A 15,914-nucleotide genomic window follows, 5' to 3' on the forward strand; every position below is an offset into this window, starting at 1 on the left:
GGAACGGGGTCCTGAATAGGGTTGTCGTAGGAGACCGCCATTGAGGAACGCCGTACCCACTCGAACGCAGCCCACTCCAAGACCCCCAAGAAGTTAGAATCACCACGGCAGGGGATAGTCCTGTGCGGCTCTCAGCCATGGTTCTCTACACCTCCGCCACCGGAGCCGCGAACTGCGCCGCATACAGCGCCGCGTACGCCCCGCCGGCCTCCAGCAGTGAAGCGTGCGTTCCCTGCTCCACGATCTGGCCGGCTTCCATCACCAGGATGAGGTCGGCGTCGCGGATGGTGGAGAGCCGGTGGGCGATGACGAACGACGTCCGGTCGCTCCGCAGCGCACTCATGGCCTTCTGCACCAGCACCTCGGTGCGGGTATCCACCGACGAAGTGGCCTCGTCCAGGATCAGCACGGACGGACGGGCCAGGAAAGCGCGGGCAATGGTCAGCAGCTGCTTCTCCCCCGCCGAAACGTTTGCGCCCTCGTCGTCGAGCACGGTGTCGTAGCCCTGCGGCAGCGACTTCACGAAGCGGTCCACGTACGTCGCTTTTGCCGCCTCCAGGATCTCCGCCTCGGAAGCATCCGGCCGGCCGTAGGCGATGTTGTCCCGGATGGTCCCGCCGAACAGCCAGGTGTCCTGCAGCACCATGCCCATCCGAGACCGCAGCTCGTGCCGGGACATCGCCGCGACGTCCACGCCGTCCAGCGTGATCCGCCCGGCATCGAGCTCGTAGAACCGCATCATCAGGTTCACCAGCGTGGTCTTGCCCGCGCCGGTCGGGCCTACAATCGCCACGGTCTGCCCCGGCTCGGCCACCAGGCTCAAGTTGGAAATCAGCGGCTTGTCCGGCGAGTAGGCGAAGGACACGTCCTCGAACACCAGCCGCCCGCGCCTCGACTCCGGCCGCAGCGGCACGTCCGGGTCGGTCAGCTGCTCCTCCGTATCCAGCAGCTCGAACACCCGCTCGGCCGACGCCACCCCGGACTGCAGCAGGTTCGCCATCGAGCCCAGCTGGGCCAGCGGCTGGGTGAACTGCCGGGAGTACTGGATGAACGCCTGCACATCGCCCAGCTGCATCGCCCCGGACGCCACCTGCAGCCCGCCCACCACGGCGATCCCCACATAGACCAGGTTCCCGATGAATGTCATGGCCGGCATGATCAGCCCGGAAATGAACTGCGCCCCGAAGCTGGCCTGGTACAGCTCCACGTTTTTCTGCCGGAACGTCTCCTCCACCTCGCGCTGCCGGCCGAACACCTTCACCAGCGCGTGCCCGGTGTAGGTCTCCTCGATCTGGCCGTTCAGCTCGCCGGTGTTCTTCCACTGCGCCACGAACAGCTTCTGCGAGCGCTTAGCGATCACCGTCGTGGTCACCAGGGTCAGCGGAATGGTCACCAGGGCGATGATGGCCAGCGTCGGCGAGAGGATCACCATCATCATCAGCACCCCCGCCACGGTCAGCACCGAGGTCACGGCCTGGCTGATGGACTGCTGCAGGCTCTGGGAGATGTTGTCCACGTCGTTGGTCACCCGACTGAGCAGCTCGCCGCGCTGCACGGTGTCGAAGTAGCGCAGCGGCAGGCGGTTGATCTTCGCCTCGATCCGCTCGCGCAGCCGGTACACGGTCCGCTGCACCACGCCGTTGAGGATATATGCCTGCATCCACATAAACGCCGACGCGAGCACGTACAGCACCAGCGCCCACAGCAGCACCGAGGACAGCGCGGCAAAGTCGATCCCGGTCCCCGGCGTCAGCGCCATGGCGCTGAGCATGTCCGCCTTTTGGTTCTCCCCCGCGGCCCGCAGCTGCGCGATCAGCTGCGCCTTGCTCACCCCGGCGGGCAGCTGCTTGGACACGACGCCGGCGAAGATCAGGTTGGTGCCCTCGCCCAGCAGCCGCGGCCCGATCACGGACAGCGTCACGCTTACGACGGCGAGCAGGAGTACCAGCGTCAGCCAGATCCGCTCGGGGCGGAGTTCGCCCAGCAGCCGTTTCGCGGAAGGGCCGAAGTTCATCGCCTTCTCCGCCGGGATGTTCATCCCCGCGAACGGGCCGCCGTGGCCGGGCCCGCCGCGCGGGCGGGGGATCCGCAGCGGGGCTTCCTGGCCGGCGCCGGCCGGCTTCCCGCCGGCACCGCCGCCCGCGCCGGCGCCGGAACCTTCGGCGGCACCGGAAGTCCGAGACTCGACCTTGCTCATACCGCCTCCTCCGCCGCGAGCTGGGAGTTCACAATCTCGTTGTACGTCGGCGAGGTCTCCAGCAGTTCCTCGTGCGTGCCGTGCGCGACGATCCGTCCGTCGTCGAGCACCAGGATCTGGTCCGCGTCCACGATGCTGGACACCCGCTGGGCGATGATCACCAGGGTCGCTCCTGCGGTGTGCTGCCGGAGCGCCTGCCGCAGCCGGGCGTCCGTGGCGGTGTCCAGCGAGGAGAACGAGTCGTCGAAGATGTAGAGTTCGGGCCGTTTCACCAGCGCCCGGGCGATCGCGATCCGCTGCCGCTGCCCGCCGGAGACGTTGGTGCCGCCCTGCGAGATGGGCGCGTCCAGGCCGCCCTCCATCCCGCGGACAAAGTCCTCGGCCTGCGCGATGGACAGCGCCCGCCAGAGCTCGTCCTCGGTGGCGTCGGGCTTGCCGTAGAGCAGGTTGCTGCGGACCGTGCCGGAGAACAGGTAGGGCTTCTGCGGGACCAGGCCGATGTGCCCCCAGAGCAGGTCCGGGTGCAGCTCGCGGACGTCCACGCCGTCGATCCGCACCGAGCCGGAGGTGGCGTCGAAGAGCCGGGGCATCAGGTTCACCAGGGTGGTCTTCCCGGACCCGGTCGAGCCGATGATCGCCGTCGTCTGCCCGGCGCGGGCGGTGAAGTCCACGTCCGAGAGGACGGGCGCCTCGGCACCCGGGTAGGCGAATCCGACGTCGCGCATTTCCAGTTCGCCGCGGGCTGCACCGGCGAGGCTGACCGGGCGCTCCGGCGGCCGGACGCTGGATTCGGTGCCGAGCACCGCCCCGATCCGGTCCGCGGAGACGGCGGCGCGCGGGATCATGATCGCCATGAACGTGGCCATCATGACGGACATCAGGATCTGCATCAGGTAGCTCAGGAACGCGATCATGGTGCCCACCTGCATGGAGCCGTCCTCGATCCGGAACGCGCCGAACCAGATCACGGCCACGGAGGAGACGTTGAGCACCAGCATCACGGTGGGGAACGCGAGGGCCATCAGCCGGCCGGCGCGCAGTGCGGTGTCCGTGACGTCCTCGTTGGCGCGGCCGAAGCGGGCGGTTTCGATGTCCTCCCGGACGAAGGCGCGGACCACGCGGATGCCGGTGAGCTGTTCGCGCAGCACCCGGTTGACCGTGTCGATCCGGGTCTGCATGAGCCGGAACAGCGGCACCATCCGGGTGACGATCAGGCCCACGGCGATGAGGAGCACCGGCACGCTGACCGCGATCAGCCAGGAGAGCTGCACGTCCTGCCTGACCGCCATGATGACGCCGCCGATGCTCAGCATGGGCGCGGTGACCATCAGCGTGGCGGACATCAGCACCAGCTGCTGGACCTGCTGGACGTCGTTGGTGGAGCGGGTGATCAGGCTGGGCGCGCCGAACCGGGTCACCTCCTGCTCGGAGAACTCAGCCACCCGGGTGAAGATCGCCCCGCGCACGTCCCGGCCCAGCGCCATTGCGGCCTTCGCGCCGAAGTAGACGGCGGCGATGGTGCAGGCGATCTGCAGCAGGGTGACCATCAGCATCACGCCGCCGACGCGCATGATGTAGTCCGTGTCCCCGCGCGCCACGCCCTGGTCGATGATGTCCGCGTTCAGGGTGGGCAGGTACAGCGAGGCGATGGAAGCCGCCAGCTGGAAGACGACGACGGCGAGCAGCAGCCGCCGCTGCGGCCTCAGGTATTCGACGAGCAGTTTCCAGAGCATCCGGTCTCCACGGTCCCTAGTTCACGCACGGTTCACGCACGGTGATACGAACGCCAGTTTACGTCCGGAGGCTGGGAGCGGAACCGGTTCCTCTCAGGGCGAATCCGGGGGCGTGTCTCGGGAAATTGGACACCTCCACGTCCCTGCCCTCCGTCCGCAGCAGCGCTCAGTCGCGGGGAGCGTTTGCGGGTCTCCGTTCACCGACGTAGCCTCGGCCAGATGAATGGTGAAGGAATGCCTACGTCGGAGTCGAACGGCCGAGCGAAGAGAAGCGGGGGCACGGCATTCCTGCCGGTGGGGATCGTCTTCCTTGCCGTTGCGGTCTCAATGATATTTCTGGGCAGCACGGCCTGGATTGCGTTCTTCACCATGGGCATCACGTTCCTCATCCTCGGGATGCAGAAGCCCGCAGGCAAAGGCAAAGATGAACGTCCACCCAGCGAGACTTCGCAACGCTGACCTCAGCCGCCGAATATCGCCGCTGTGGTTCGGCCCCAGAACCGTCCGTCGTGGGTGTTCCGCGGGCCCTGCTGTCCGACGGCTACCGGTAGGGGCGAGCTAGGAGGCGGGGTCGGCGTCGTGCTTTGCCGGCTGATGGCCGGCGACGGCGGCGCGGACGTCGCCCTCCTTGTGCCCGCCGTCCTTCTTGCCGAACGGCAGCACCTTGAGCAGCGGCTGCAGGACGGCCATCACGACAAGGCCCCAGGCGAGGCCAAGGACGGCCGAGCACAGGGTGTTCACGAGCCAGGCCAGGAAGCCGCCCACCACCGGGATCCCGGCGACAGGGTGCTCGAGGGCGTGGACCAGGTCATAGGGGAGGTGCCAGCCGAGGTCGTGGGCGCCCTGCAGCATGATGTGGCCGCCCACCCAGAGCATGGCGACGGTCCCGACGACGGTGATTGTGGTCAGCACGGCGGGCATCCCCTTGACGAGCAGCTCGCCGAAGCGCTGGGAGCCCGCGGATTCCTTGGTGGTCAGGTGCAGGCCGATGTCGTCCATTTTGACGATGAGGGCGACGGCGCCGTACACGGCCGCCGTGATCGCGATCGCCACTGCGACCAGGATGGCCGCCCGGACCCACAGGGATTCGGCCGCCACCTCGTTCATCGCGATGACCATAATCTCGCAGGAGAGGATGAAGTCGGTGGTGATGGCGCCCTTGGTGACCTTGGCCTCCGCCTCCGGCCCCCGGTCGACCGCCGGCGTGTCTTCGGCGGCCTCGTGGTGGCCGCGGAGCTTGTGCCAGACCTTCTCGGCACCCTCGTAGCAGAGGTAGGTGCCGCCCGCCATGAGGATGAACGGAATGACCCCCGGGATGAAGGAGCTGATGAGCAGCAGCGCCGGCAGGATGATCAGGAGTTTATTCCGGAGCGAGCCCCAGAAGATCTTCTTGATCATCGGCAGTTCGCGGGACGGGTCCGCCCCGGACACGTACTGCGGGGTGACGGCGGCGTCGTCGATGACCACGCCGGCGGCCTTGGCCCCCGCCTTGGCCGCTCCGGCTGCGACGTCGTCCACCGAGGCGGCTGCAATCTTGGCCAGGGCTGCGATGTCGTCGAGCAGGGCGACGAGACCGCCGCTCACAGCCCGCGTCCGCACTGTTTGGGGGCGGACGGCTGGACGGGGTTGCCTCGGTCAAGGCGCGTGATCGGCATCCTCGAATTATATGTGGCGGGCAGCCCGCCGACGCTGGCCCTGGACCGGGTCGGCTCGGTAGCGTGAGGAGCATGGACATCAGACTTGAGAACGTCGGCATCGCCGTGCGCGACCTCGAGGAGGCGATCGCTTTCTTCACCGACCTCGGTCTCGCGGTCGTCGGCCGGGACACCGTCAGCGGCGACTGGACCGACACCGCCGTCGGGCTTGACGGCAACCACGCCAACATTGCCATGCTCGAAACGCCGGACGGTCACGGCCGCCTCGAGCTCTTTGAATACATCCACCCCGAGGCGATCGAGACGGCGCCCACCCGTCCGAACGAGATCGGCATGCACCGGGTCGCGTTCTCAGTCCCTGACATCGGCCAAGCCCTGGCGACAGCCGCGCGGCACGGCTGTTATCCGCTGCGCGGTGTGGCGACCTATAAGGACGTCTACAAGCTCACGTACCTCCGCGGTCCCAGCGGTATCCTCGTGATGCTTGCCGAGGAACTGCAGAAAAACTGAGGCCCGGAGCGGTTCCCCGTCCGCCGGCCCGGTGTAGTTTGGCCTGATGCTGAGCATTGGCTCGATCGTGATCCGACCTCTATACGGACCGGCAGGACGCCGAAGTGCAGCGGCTCCTCGCCCGGTGCCTGATGAACGTGCCTGGTGAAAGTGGGCCGCCAAAGTGCTTGCGCTCCGCTCCCGCCCGGGAATACCTTCTCGAGAAGCAGGAGCAACCACGAGGGGAAGGCATGCCGTGCTGAAGCAAGTCGCTGAAGGGGTTTGGGTTCACGAGAGCAAGTTCCTGCAGAGCAACTGCGTTATTGTGCAGGGCCGGGCCGGTGTGCTGCTCATTGACCCCGGCATAACGCGCGGCGAAATGGCGGATCTCGCGAACGACCTTCGCGGCGTGGGCCAGCCCGTCGTGGCTGGCTTTTCGACGCATCCGCATTGGGACCACGTGCTCTGGCACCCGGACTTCGGCGACGTGCCCCGTTACGCCACGGCCCGCTGCGCGGCACCGATTCAAGGTCTGCTGTCGCAGCCGGATTGGAAGGCCCGCGTCGCCGGAGTGCTGCCGCCGGAGTTCGCCGGGGAGATCCCGATGGAACTCCTCGGCCTTATCACCGGCCTGCCTGCCGGCACCGCGCAGATTCCCTGGGATGGCCCCAGGGTCCGGATCATCGAGCATCAGGCCCACGCCGCGGGCCACGCGGCGCTCCTCATCGAGGAGAGCGGCGTCCTCGTCGCCGGGGACATGCTTTCCGACGTCCTGATGCCGTTCCTCGATCTGAAGGCGGCGGATCCGATCGCCGACTACCTCGCCGCGCTGCTGCTCCTGGAGGGCGTGGCCGGGGACGTCGTCGCCGTCGTCCCCGGTCATGGCTCAGTCGGCGGAGCCGAGCAGTTGCGGGCGCGAGTCAACCAGGACCGCGCTTATGTGGAGGCCCTGCGGGACGGTGCCGAGCCCGACGACCCGCGGCTCGGTCCGTCGGCCCCGCTGGAATGGCTGACCGGCGTGCATCAGGGGCAGGTGGAGCACCTGGCCCGCAGGGAGCAGCCCGAATAGCGCTCCCTGCGCACCGCGCTGGGCTAGCCGCCGATCACGACGTTCGCCGGCGGTTCGTCCGCGAGCATCAGCTCGATCTGGCGCTGCAGCAGCTTCCCCATCCGCGGGCGCATGGCTGAGGTAGCGCCGCCGATGTGCGGGCTGATGATGACGCCGGGCGTGCTCCAGAGCGGGTGGTCCTGCGGCAGCGGTTCGGGGTCGGTGACGTCCAGGGCGGCGCGGATCCGGCCGGAGGCGGTGTGCTTTACCAGGGCCTCGGTGTCCGCGACCGGTCCCCGGGCGACGTTGACCAGCAACGCGCCGTCCGGCATTGCGGTAAGGAACGTGTCATCGACCAGGTTCCGGGTGGAGTCGCTGAGCGGGACCACGACGACGACGATGTCCTGCTCCGGCAGCAGGCTGTGCAGCTCGTCGATGCCGTGGATTTGGCCGCGCGCGTCGGAGCGGGCCTTGCTGGCCACCCGGGTCACGGTGGTTTCGAAGGCCAGCAGCCGGTCCTCGATCGCCTTGCCGACGCCGCCATAGCCGACGATCATCACGCGGCGGTCCGCGAGGCTGGCGGTGGGACGGCTCTCCCAGCGGCCCTCCTGCTGGTTTTTCAGCATCCGGGGAAATTCGCGCTGGCTGGCCAGGATCAGGGCCAAGGTCAGTTCGGCGGTGGACGCCTCGTGGACGCCCGCGGCATTCGCCATGACCCGGCCGGACGGCAGGAACTCCTCCACGCCGTCGTAGCCGATCGACTGGCTCTGCACCAGCCCGGTCTCCACGCCTTCCAGCCCGCGCAGCGCGGACCAGCCGCCCATGTAGGGCGGAACGACGATGTCGATGCTCGGCTGCGGCGCATCGCCGGACAGGTCCCACTCGAGGACGGTGACATCCGGGTGGGGCTGGAGGTATTCGCGCAAGGTTGCGTCCGGCAGGCTGACAGTAATTTTGTTCGGCATAGTTGCCAGCCTAATAGGCCGGCGGGGCCGACGGCGGACAAGGCGGGCTCCCGCCGTCGTCGGCCGGGCAATAGGAAGCCCGGACGGAGGGGAGTTCCCACCGTCCGGGCCCGGAGGTGCCTAGCGACCGAAGAGCTTGGCGAAGAAGCCGGTCTTGGGCTCGTCGGCGTGGCCCTTGCAGCGGTCGGCGCTCTTGACGCCGCGCATGACCTGGTCAACGTGCTGGCCGCAACCGGCCCAAGTGGTCTTACCGCACTTCTTGCATGCAACCTGACGGCACATCTGGTGTCTCCCTTTTGTAGGTCTGCGACCCCGGTGGTCTGTAGCTTCAGTATACCCCCCGGGGTATTTTAGGCAACTTTCTGGAACACCCTGTGCCCCGGCAGCGTTAGTTCCCTACAGTGGGACCCGTCGAAGGGACGCACGTACTGACTTCACACCGTACCGAGAGGATCGCTTCATGGCACACATCAAGGTTGGAACCGAGAACAGCACCGACGTCGAGCTTTACTACGAAGACCACGGCTCCGGACAGCCGGTGGTGTTGATCCACGGCTACCCGCTGGACGGCTCGTCCTGGGAGAAGCAGACCGCGGCGCTCCTTGACGCCGGTTACCGCGTGATCACCTACGACCGGCGCGGCTTCGGCCAGTCCAGCAAGCCCACCGAGGGCTACGACTACGACACCTTCGCCGCCGACCTGGACACCCTGATGACCAGCCTGGACCTGCACGACGCCGTGCTGGTGGGCTTCTCTATGGGCACCGGCGAGGTGGGCCGCTACTTGGGCAGCTACGGCTCGGAGCGGGTGGCGAAGGCAGTGTTCCTCGGCTCGCTGGAGCCGTACTTGCTGCAGACGGAGGACAACCCCGACGGCGTTCCGCAGTCCGTGTTCGACGGCCTGATGGAGGCTGTCACGGCCGACCGCTACGCCTTCTTCACCGACTTCTTCAAGAACTTCTACAACAGCGAGACCTTCCTGGGCACGCCGCGGCTCAGCGAGGAAGTCATGCGGGCCGGCTGGAACCTCGCCACCGCGGGCGGCCCGACGGCGTCCGCGGCCGCGCAGCCCACCTGGCTCACGGACTTCCGCGGCGACATCCCCAAGATCGACGTCCCGGCCCTGATTGTCCACGGCACTGCGGACCAGATCCTGCCGATCGACGTCACCGGCCGCCGCTTCACCAAGGCCCTCCCGGAGGCGGAGTACGTGGAGATCGAGGGGGCCCCGCACGGCATGCTCTGGACCCACGCCGCCGAGGTCAACGAGGCCCTGCTGGGCTTCCTGGCGAAGTAGGCCGCCGCCGCCATTTCTGCGCCGGTTCCGGACGGACGCACCTCGGATCCGGGGTGCGTCCGTCCGTGTCCGCCGCGGTTTTCCGGAAACGCCGCAGGGGTCTGGTGCAGACGGGTCCATGGGCGGACGATTAACGTACCGGGAACGCCAAGAGCAGGGCCCGGCTGTAGCCCGGATTTAACACGGGCGCGCTGTTCAAAACCGGACGGGTTTGCCGCCACGTGCGCGGGGCACCGCCGCGCCGCCAGCCTTCGCCGTCCGCCCCGTAGAACCGTATCCTCGCGCAGGAGCACAAAATGTCCGTCACTACCCCATCACCAACCAAGACCCGCCACCGGACGGCCAAGTTCACCTTGGTCTCGGCCGTCGCCCTGGGGCTGATCGGCGGCCCGGTCGCCTTAGCCGCACCGGCCGACGCTTCCACCTCCGTGCGCGGTTGCACCGTGAACCCGCTGAAGCCCACCGACCGCAGCCACTGGGTCGATTTCCGCATCAAGGTGGACTGCAGGGACAACAAGACCGTCCAGATCAGGCAGCTGCGTTATGAAGACGAGCGCGGTCGCCGTCACGACGACTTCCTGGGCGGTTCAACGTTCTGGGAGTCCTTCAACCGCCGCCACGACTCAGCTACCGTCCACAGCTACGACCACGTCCAGGACCGCCGCGGCCCCGAGAAGGTCTACCAGCTCGTGTCGTTCCGAGTCCGCGTCGGCAACCACTGGTCCGATTGGACCCGCTGGGAGAAGAGCCAGGTGGCAACTCTCTGGCACTGACGCCGAAACCCAGGTCCCGGCCGGCGTCCTACCCTGATGCCCGGTCGTTGCTTGCCATACCGAAATGCCAGGAGCGATCCCCCTGGCTTTTCTGTGCCCTTTGCGGCGAGGACGGACGGCTACGTTTCGTCGTCCCAGCCGCCGCCGGCGTCGACGGCGTTTTCCGGCTTGTCGTCCGACGTCGGGTCGCCGGACCCGACGTAGGCGGCCGGGACCGTTCCTGCAGCCTGGGTCATCTGTTCTTCGCGGATGTTGCCGGCGCGGCCGGAGTCGGCCTGTTCCCCGGGGATTTTCGCGGGCTCGGGCTCGGACTGCTGCTGGCGGGCTGCCGCAGCGTCAGGCTCGGACTGCGGCTGGCGTTCCTTGGCAGCGTCAGGATCGCCCGGACCCCGCAGGCCGGCGGGATCGTTGGCTGGCTCGTTCGGATCACTCATGGCACTGCCTTTCATCCGCGGATACACGTCTCCCCCACACTATCGGGCAGGCCCGCACCATTACTCAGCGGGTGACGCCGGCAGCGATCAGCTCCTCGAGCCCGCGTTTGAACCCGGACCGTCCGCCGTGTGCCGGATGCCTGATCTTCGGCGCTGCCAGGCCGCTGCGCTGCAGGCTGCGGTGCGCCACGTTGCCCACGGCCACCACCGTCTCGATGGCAAAATCTTCCGTCAGCGCCTGCCAGAACGGGGTCCCCAGCGCCGCCTCGGACGCCCTCGGAGTGCGGTTGGACAGCGGCCGCCCCGGCACGTGGGTATGCCAGGGGCAGGCGCTCCAGAGCAGCGGGAGGAACTCCAACTCCGCCAGCACCTCCCACATCACGGTCGCCGTCGGCTCCGCGGCGATGCCCGCAGCGTCCGGGGGCAGCACGTACCCCTTGCCCGGCCCGAACAGGCCAAAAGCGTTGGCTGGCCCCTCGAGGATGGTGCGGCTGGTGAAGGGCACCCCGGTGATCCGCATGCCCCTGAAGCCCGGGGCTTCCCCCACCAGCAGCACCTTCGGCGAACGGTCCCGCATTTCCTGCAGGTAGATCGCCAGGTTCCGCCGGCGCTGCGCGTTCGCGGGCTCGGAGTGGTCGAAGAAGTTGGCGCACCCCGGTCCGGTCTGCACGGACGCGAGCCGGTCAACAAAGTTCTCGATCGGGGGTGCAATCATTCCAGGCCCGTTTCCTTGGCGGCATCTCGGTCCATCAGACTATCCGCGGCGCTCCCGTGCGCGCACTGCCCCCGGCACCGCCCTAACATGGGGACATGACGGACATGACCATCTTTACGGTGGGGCACTCCACTCATCCCATCGACGAATTCATCGGCATCCTTCAGGCCCACGGCATCAAAAAGCTGATCGACGTGCGCACCGTCCCGAAGTCGCGGCACAACCCGCAGTTCAATGCGGATGCACTCGCGGCGAGCGTGCGTGCCACTGGGATCACCTACCGGCGGATGGAATCCCTCGGCGGACTGCGGCACACCACCAAGGACAGCCCTAACGGCGCCTGGCGGAACGCGTCGTTCCGGGGCTACGCGGACTACATGCAGACCGAGGAGTTTTCCGCAGCCGTCGGACAGCTGCTGGAGCGCGGGCGGACCAGCAATGCGGCCATCATGTGCGCGGAGGCCGTCCCGTGGCGCTGCCACCGTTCGCTGATCGGTGACGCGCTCCTGGTCCGCGGTGTCGAGGTGCTGGACATCATGAGCGAAAAGTCCGCCAAACCCCACACCCTGACCTCGTTCGCCCGGGTGGACGGCCACCGGGTGTGTTACCCGGCGGAGTAGCGCCCGGCGGGCTACCGGACCGCCGCCTACCAGCGGGGGTGGATCGATGCGCGGAAGTAGCGGTCGTAGATTTCGTGGACGCCGACGTCGAACGTTGCGTCAATGCCACTGACCGAGGCCGCATCGGCGTTGGCGCGCGCCTGCTCGACGTTCCGGGCCCCCGGAATCACCGTGCTGACGCCCTCCTGCGCCGCGATCCAGGCGATGGCCGCCTGGGCGGTGCTGACGCCGTCGGGCACCAGGTCCTGGAACTCGGCCACCGCCTTGAGGCCCTCCCCGAAGTCCACGCCGGAGAAGGTCTCCCCGACGTCGAACGCCGAGCCGGTGCGGTTGTAGTTCCGGTGGTCGTCCGCCGCGAAGGAGGTGTCCGCCGTGTACTTGCCGGAGAGCAGCCCCGAGGCGAGCGGCACGCGGGCGATGATGCCGACGCCGGCGGCCACCGCTGCGGGCAGCACCTCGTCCAGCGGCTTGAGCCGGAAGGCGTTGAGGATGATCTGCACGGTGGCCGTGCCTTCGTGCCGCATGGCTTCGAGGGCCTCGTCGGTCCGCTCGACGCTGACGCCGTAGTTCCGGATGGCGCCGTCGGCCACCAGGGTGTCCAGCGCGTCGTACACCTCGGCGTTGCTGTAGACGGCGGTGGGCGGGCAATGCAGCTGGACCAGGTCGAGCTGCTCGACGCCGAGGTTCCGCCGGGACCGGTCCGTCCATTCGCGGAAGTTGGCGAGGTTGTAGTTTTCCGGCCGCTGCTCCATCCGCCGGCCCATCTTGGTGGCCACTGTGATGTCCAGGCCGGGGTTGTCCGCCAGGAAAGCGCCGATGGCCTGCTCGCTGCGGCCGTCGCCATACACGTCCGCGGTGTCGAAGAACGTGACGCCGGCTTTCGCGGAGGCAGCCAGGATGGCCTGCGCCTGCGCCGGGTCCACGTTGCCCCAGTCCGCGCCGAGCTGCCACGTGCCCAGCCCGACGATGGAGACGTTCCGACCGGTCTTGCCCAAGATTCTTTGTTCCATGATCCGACTATAGGGCGTTGCCTTGCTAGCCTGAGCCTGTGAAATACGAGAGGCTGTGGATCGGAATGCTGGTTGGCGCCGCCCTCGGCTTTGCCATCGGCGTGGCCACGGCCGACAAGCCTTTTACCGGTCTGCTGATCGGAGTGGCCGTCGGGGCGCTGATCGGCCTGGCCGCCCGCAAGGACCCCACGAAGCGGTAGGGCCGCTCCTGCATCTGAAAGAACCCCTCATGACCTTCTCCGTGAACTGCTCCATCATGCTGGCCGAGCTGCCGCTCCTGGAGCGGCCGGCCGCGGTGAAGGCTGCCGGTTTTGACGCCGTCGAGTTCTGGTGGCCGTTTGCAGGCTCCGTCCCCGGCGACGCCGAACTCAGCCGCTTCGAGCGCGCGATCACGGACGCGGGGGTCCGGCTGGTCGGCCTGAACTTCAACGCCGGCGACATGCCCGCCGGCGACCGCGGGCTGGTCTCCTGGCTGGGCCGCTCCTCCGAGTTCCGGGACAACATCGACGTGGTGGCCGGGATCGGCGGACGGCTCGGCTGCACCTCCTTCAACGCCCTCTACGGCAACCGGCAGCCCGGGCACGCCCCCGAAGCCCAGGACGAACTGGCCGTGCAGAACCTGGCAGCCGCGGCCGCCGCGGTGGCCCGGATCGGCGGAACGGTGCTGCTCGAACCGGTCAGCGGCGCCCCGGATTACCCGCTCCGCACCGCCGACGACGCCCTGCGCGTCATCGCCCGGGTGAAGGAGGAAACCGGGGCGGCGAACATCCGGTTGCTCGCCGATTTCTACCACCTGGCGGTCAACGGTGACGACGTCGACGCTGTGATCGAACAGCACGCCAAGGACTTCGGCCACGTCCAGATCGCCGACGCCCCCGGCCGCGGGGCCCCCGGAACCGGACAACTCCCACTGGCCGAGTGGATCGCCCGCAGCCGCGCGTTCGGCTACGAGGGCCGCATCGGCCTGGAGTACCAGGCACCGGCGGCATCGGCCTTCGAGTGGGCGCGCGCCGCGTCCGGCCGGGCGTCCGAGCAGCCCGCGTCCGGCCGGAAGGACAGGCCGTGACGCCGACCGTCACCCGGAACGCGGCCGACCGCAACACCAGGATCGGCATCGCCTTCATCGGCGTGCTGCTCATTGCGGTCAACCTCCGGGTGTCCTTTGTCAGCGTCGGACCCGTGCTGGGGAACATCAGCAGCGACCTCGGGCTTTCCAGCGCCGCAGCCGGGCTCCTCACCGGCCTTCCGCTCATCGCATTCGCCGTCTTTTCACCGCTGGCACCCGGTTTCGCGGCCAGGGTTGGCCTGGACCGGGCGCTCTGGACGTCCCTGCTGATCCTGGCCGCGGGCATCGTGCTGCGCTCTCTGCCCCTGGCCGGTGCCATCTGGGCCGGCACCGCGCTGATCGGGCTCGCCATCGCATTCCTCAACGTCTTGGTTCCCTCGCTGGTGAAGCGCGACTTTCCATTGCGGGTCAGCCAGGTCACCGGGGGCTACACCGCCGCCCAGGCCGCATTCGCAGCGGTGGGCGCCGCCGTCGTCGTTCCCGTTGCGCAAACATCGCCCGCGGGCTGGCGGCTCGCCCTCGGAATCTGGGCGGGGCTGGCGCTCGTCGCCACGGCGGTGCTCCTGCCGTGGCTGCGCCGTCACCGGTCCGGCGCTGCCCATGCTGCCGCGCCGAAGATTGCCTACCGCTCACCCTGGACCTCCGCTCTGGGCTGGCAGGTGACGATCTTCATGGGGCTGCAGTCGGTCGCTTTCTATGTCCTGATGGCGTGGCTGCCCACCATCGAGCAAAGCCGGGGCGTCCCGGCCACGACCGCGGGGATCCACCTGTCCGTCTTCCTGCTGATCAGCGTGTTCGCCAGCCTTGCCGCCGGCGGGATCCTGCACCGCGGACGCGACCAGCGGCTGGTGGCCTTCAGCAGCGGCGCGCTCACGGTGGCGACGTTCCTGGGGCTGACCCTGGCGCCAGAGCTCGTGCTGCTGTGGATCGTCCTGGGGGCCATGGGCTGCGGGAGCCTGATCGTCGTCGCCCTGTCCCTGTTCAGCCTGCGGACCGTGAACCACCCGCAGGCGGCGGCCTTGTCCGGCATGGCACAGTCGGTCGGCTACGGGCTCAGCGCGGTGGGGCCGGTCTTGTTCGGCGCCCTTCACGACCTCACCGACGGCTGGACGCTGCCGCTCCTCGTGACCGCGGGCATCATGGCGGTCCTCTCGCTGGTGGGGCTGCTGGCCGGACGGGCCCGGGTCATCAGCGGCCCGGCCTGAGGCTCCGCGTCCCGGCTTAGCCCGTGTGGGCCCCGAGAAGCCTGCCCCGAGTCGGACCGGCCCGTGCGGGCGGGTCTGCCCAGCCGGGCGCGACCTTAGGCATGCAGGCGGAATAGTGATTGCGCCACCGGTGTTGTGCACCACAGATTCCATTCCAGCCCTCCCCGAAGGACTTCCTATGAGCCAGAACCCCGTCAAGCTCCAGCCCGGAACCCCCGCACCCGATTTCACCTTGCCCGACGCCGAGGGCAAACCGGTCGCGCTGGCCGACTACCGAGGTAAGAACGTCATCGTGTACTTCTATCCCAAGGCCGCCACCCCGGGCTGCACTACCGAGGCCTGCGACTTCCGCGACAACCTGGCCTCTCTGGAGGGTTCGGGCTACGAGGTGCTGGGCATCTCCCCCGACGGCCCCGAGGCGCTTGCGCACTTCACCGGCGACTACGCCCTGACCTTCCCGCTGCTCGCCGACCAGGACCATGCCGTCGCGCTGGCCTACGGCGCCTGGGGCGAGAAGCTGGTCCGCGGTGAGATCACGGAGGGCATCGTCCGCTCCACCGTCGTCCTCGACCCCGAGGGGAAGGTCAAGCTCGCGCAGTACCAGGTCAAAGCCGAGGGCCACGTGGCCGCCCTGAAGGATGAGCTGGGCATCTAGGCCCCCGCCGGTTCCGGATTCTCGCGCCGGCTCGGGGTTTTCTCGCTGTTCG

At 68.3% G+C, this 15,914-nt stretch carries 18 protein-coding genes; 10 read left to right on the forward strand and 8 right to left on the reverse strand.

The window, feature by feature from the left end; all coding sequences use genetic code 11:
- Nucleotides 1-145: 145 nt before the first annotated feature.
- Together ACUYM2_RS16550 and ACUYM2_RS16555 are read right to left on the reverse strand one after the other, a co-directional pair.
- Nucleotides 146-2,197 carry an ABC transporter ATP-binding protein gene (locus ACUYM2_RS16550; protein ID WP_481601050.1) on the reverse strand — a complete coding sequence of 684 codons (2,052 nt, stop codon included), beginning with the start codon at nt 2,195-2,197 and terminating at the stop codon, nt 146-148.
- A complete protein-coding gene (locus tag ACUYM2_RS16555; RefSeq protein WP_481601051.1) occupies nt 2,194-3,930 on the reverse strand; it encodes an ABC transporter ATP-binding protein in 1,737 nt (578 codons plus the stop codon). Before ACUYM2_RS16555 ends, ACUYM2_RS16550 begins: the two co-directional genes overlap by 4 nt.
- Before the next feature lie 219 nt (nt 3,931-4,149).
- On the opposite strand from ACUYM2_RS16555, the gene ACUYM2_RS16560 reads away from it, so the two are divergent.
- A complete protein-coding gene (locus ACUYM2_RS16560) occupies nt 4,150-4,389 on the forward strand; it encodes a hypothetical protein (protein ID WP_481601052.1) in 240 nt (79 codons plus the stop codon).
- Between the two features lie 99 nt (nt 4,390-4,488).
- Here the strand turns inward: ACUYM2_RS16560 and ACUYM2_RS16565 are convergent, their stop codons facing one another.
- Nucleotides 4,489-5,514 (reverse strand): DUF808 domain-containing protein, encoded by a 1,026-nt coding sequence (locus ACUYM2_RS16565; RefSeq protein ID WP_481601053.1) that lies wholly within the window; start codon nt 5,512-5,514, stop codon nt 4,489-4,491.
- A gap of 143 nt (nt 5,515-5,657) precedes the next feature.
- Here ACUYM2_RS16565 and ACUYM2_RS16570 point away from each other — a divergent pair, with 143 nt between their 5' ends.
- Nucleotides 5,658-6,095 (forward strand): VOC family protein, encoded by a 438-nt coding sequence (locus ACUYM2_RS16570; RefSeq protein ID WP_481601054.1) that lies wholly within the window; start codon nt 5,658-5,660, stop codon nt 6,093-6,095.
- 235 nt (nt 6,096-6,330) lie between these two features.
- A complete protein-coding gene (locus ACUYM2_RS16575) occupies nt 6,331-7,143 on the forward strand; it encodes an MBL fold metallo-hydrolase (RefSeq protein WP_481601055.1) in 813 nt (270 codons plus the stop codon).
- Nucleotides 7,144-7,166: 23 nt separating this feature from the next.
- Here ACUYM2_RS16575 and ACUYM2_RS16580 read toward each other — a convergent pair whose 3' ends face one another.
- Nucleotides 7,167-8,087, reverse strand: a complete 921-nt coding sequence (locus tag ACUYM2_RS16580) for a 2-hydroxyacid dehydrogenase (protein WP_481601056.1) — start codon at nt 8,085-8,087, stop codon at nt 7,167-7,169.
- Nucleotides 8,088-8,207: 120 nt separating this feature from the next.
- On the reverse strand, nt 8,208-8,369 hold the full coding sequence (locus tag ACUYM2_RS16585; protein ID WP_175322402.1) for a hypothetical protein: 162 nt from the start codon (nt 8,367-8,369) through the stop codon (nt 8,208-8,210).
- Between the two features lie 178 nt (nt 8,370-8,547).
- On the opposite strand from ACUYM2_RS16585, the gene ACUYM2_RS16590 reads away from it, so the two are divergent.
- Entirely contained in the window at nt 8,548-9,384 is an 837-nt protein-coding gene (locus ACUYM2_RS16590; RefSeq protein ID WP_481601057.1) for an alpha/beta fold hydrolase, read from the forward strand.
- A gap of 296 nt (nt 9,385-9,680) precedes the next feature.
- The gene (locus tag ACUYM2_RS16595) at nt 9,681-10,157 is read left to right on the forward strand and encodes a hypothetical protein (protein WP_481601058.1); all 477 of its coding nucleotides are present in this window, start codon (nt 9,681-9,683) and stop codon (nt 10,155-10,157) included.
- Between the two features lie 119 nt (nt 10,158-10,276).
- Here the strand turns inward: ACUYM2_RS16595 and ACUYM2_RS16600 are convergent, their stop codons facing one another.
- Together ACUYM2_RS16600 and ACUYM2_RS16605 are read right to left on the reverse strand one after the other, a co-directional pair.
- Nucleotides 10,277-10,591 carry a hypothetical protein gene (locus ACUYM2_RS16600; protein WP_481601059.1) on the reverse strand — a complete coding sequence of 105 codons (315 nt, stop codon included), beginning with the start codon at nt 10,589-10,591 and terminating at the stop codon, nt 10,277-10,279.
- Between the two features lie 64 nt (nt 10,592-10,655).
- Nucleotides 10,656-11,306 carry a uracil-DNA glycosylase gene (locus ACUYM2_RS16605; protein ID WP_481601060.1) on the reverse strand — a complete coding sequence of 217 codons (651 nt, stop codon included), beginning with the start codon at nt 11,304-11,306 and terminating at the stop codon, nt 10,656-10,658.
- Between the two features lie 95 nt (nt 11,307-11,401).
- On the opposite strand from ACUYM2_RS16605, the gene ACUYM2_RS16610 reads away from it, so the two are divergent.
- Nucleotides 11,402-11,926 (forward strand): DUF488 domain-containing protein, encoded by a 525-nt coding sequence (locus ACUYM2_RS16610; RefSeq protein WP_481601061.1) that lies wholly within the window; start codon nt 11,402-11,404, stop codon nt 11,924-11,926.
- A 26-nt stretch (nt 11,927-11,952) separates the two neighbouring features.
- Here ACUYM2_RS16610 and ACUYM2_RS16615 read toward each other — a convergent pair whose 3' ends face one another.
- Nucleotides 11,953-12,936 carry an aldo/keto reductase gene (locus ACUYM2_RS16615; protein ID WP_481601062.1) on the reverse strand — a complete coding sequence of 328 codons (984 nt, stop codon included), beginning with the start codon at nt 12,934-12,936 and terminating at the stop codon, nt 11,953-11,955.
- Nucleotides 12,937-12,974: 38 nt separating this feature from the next.
- Here ACUYM2_RS16615 and ACUYM2_RS16620 point away from each other — a divergent pair, with 38 nt between their 5' ends.
- From ACUYM2_RS16620 to bcp, 4 genes are all read left to right on the forward strand, one after another.
- The gene (locus ACUYM2_RS16620; protein ID WP_441416662.1) at nt 12,975-13,136 is read left to right on the forward strand and encodes a hypothetical protein; all 162 of its coding nucleotides are present in this window, start codon (nt 12,975-12,977) and stop codon (nt 13,134-13,136) included.
- A 29-nt stretch (nt 13,137-13,165) separates the two neighbouring features.
- Nucleotides 13,166-14,002, forward strand: a complete 837-nt coding sequence (locus ACUYM2_RS16625; RefSeq protein ID WP_481601063.1) for a hydroxypyruvate isomerase family protein — start codon at nt 13,166-13,168, stop codon at nt 14,000-14,002.
- The gene (locus ACUYM2_RS16630) at nt 13,999-15,207 is read left to right on the forward strand and encodes an MFS transporter (RefSeq protein ID WP_481601064.1); all 1,209 of its coding nucleotides are present in this window, start codon (nt 13,999-14,001) and stop codon (nt 15,205-15,207) included. Before ACUYM2_RS16625 ends, ACUYM2_RS16630 begins: the two co-directional genes overlap by 4 nt.
- 178 nt (nt 15,208-15,385) lie before the next feature.
- Nucleotides 15,386-15,862, forward strand: a complete 477-nt coding sequence (gene bcp / locus ACUYM2_RS16635; protein ID WP_481601065.1) for a thioredoxin-dependent thiol peroxidase — start codon at nt 15,386-15,388, stop codon at nt 15,860-15,862.
- Nucleotides 15,863-15,914: the final 52 nt, after the last annotated feature.

The sequence above is a fragment of the Arthrobacter sp. SD1074B genome, assembly GCF_056780195.1.

Excerpts from the sequence above, each read along its gene's own strand:
- ACUYM2_RS16550 (WP_481601050.1), bottom strand. The coding sequence starts at position 2,197 with ATGAGCAAGGTCGAGTCTCGGACTTCCGGTGCCGCCGAAGGTTCCGGC.
- ACUYM2_RS16555 (WP_481601051.1), bottom strand. The coding sequence starts at position 3,930 with ATGCTCTGGAAACTGCTCGTCGAATACCTGAGGCCGCAGCGGCGGCTG.
- ACUYM2_RS16560 (WP_481601052.1), top strand. The coding sequence starts at position 4,150 with ATGAATGGTGAAGGAATGCCTACGTCGGAGTCGAACGGCCGAGCGAAG.
- ACUYM2_RS16570 (WP_481601054.1), top strand. The coding sequence starts at position 5,658 with ATGGACATCAGACTTGAGAACGTCGGCATCGCCGTGCGCGACCTCGAG.
- ACUYM2_RS16580 (WP_481601056.1), bottom strand. The coding sequence starts at position 8,087 with ATGCCGAACAAAATTACTGTCAGCCTGCCGGACGCAACCTTGCGCGAA.
- ACUYM2_RS16585 (WP_175322402.1), bottom strand. The coding sequence starts at position 8,369 with ATGTGCCGTCAGGTTGCATGCAAGAAGTGCGGTAAGACCACTTGGGCC.
- ACUYM2_RS16590 (WP_481601057.1), top strand. The coding sequence starts at position 8,548 with ATGGCACACATCAAGGTTGGAACCGAGAACAGCACCGACGTCGAGCTT.
- ACUYM2_RS16595 (WP_481601058.1), top strand. The coding sequence starts at position 9,681 with ATGTCCGTCACTACCCCATCACCAACCAAGACCCGCCACCGGACGGCC.
- ACUYM2_RS16600 (WP_481601059.1), bottom strand. The coding sequence starts at position 10,591 with ATGAGTGATCCGAACGAGCCAGCCAACGATCCCGCCGGCCTGCGGGGT.
- ACUYM2_RS16605 (WP_481601060.1), bottom strand. The coding sequence starts at position 11,306 with ATGATTGCACCCCCGATCGAGAACTTTGTTGACCGGCTCGCGTCCGTG.
- ACUYM2_RS16610 (WP_481601061.1), top strand. The coding sequence starts at position 11,402 with ATGACGGACATGACCATCTTTACGGTGGGGCACTCCACTCATCCCATC.
- ACUYM2_RS16615 (WP_481601062.1), bottom strand. The coding sequence starts at position 12,936 with ATGGAACAAAGAATCTTGGGCAAGACCGGTCGGAACGTCTCCATCGTC.
- ACUYM2_RS16625 (WP_481601063.1), top strand. The coding sequence starts at position 13,166 with ATGACCTTCTCCGTGAACTGCTCCATCATGCTGGCCGAGCTGCCGCTC.
- bcp (WP_481601065.1), top strand. The coding sequence starts at position 15,386 with ATGAGCCAGAACCCCGTCAAGCTCCAGCCCGGAACCCCCGCACCCGAT.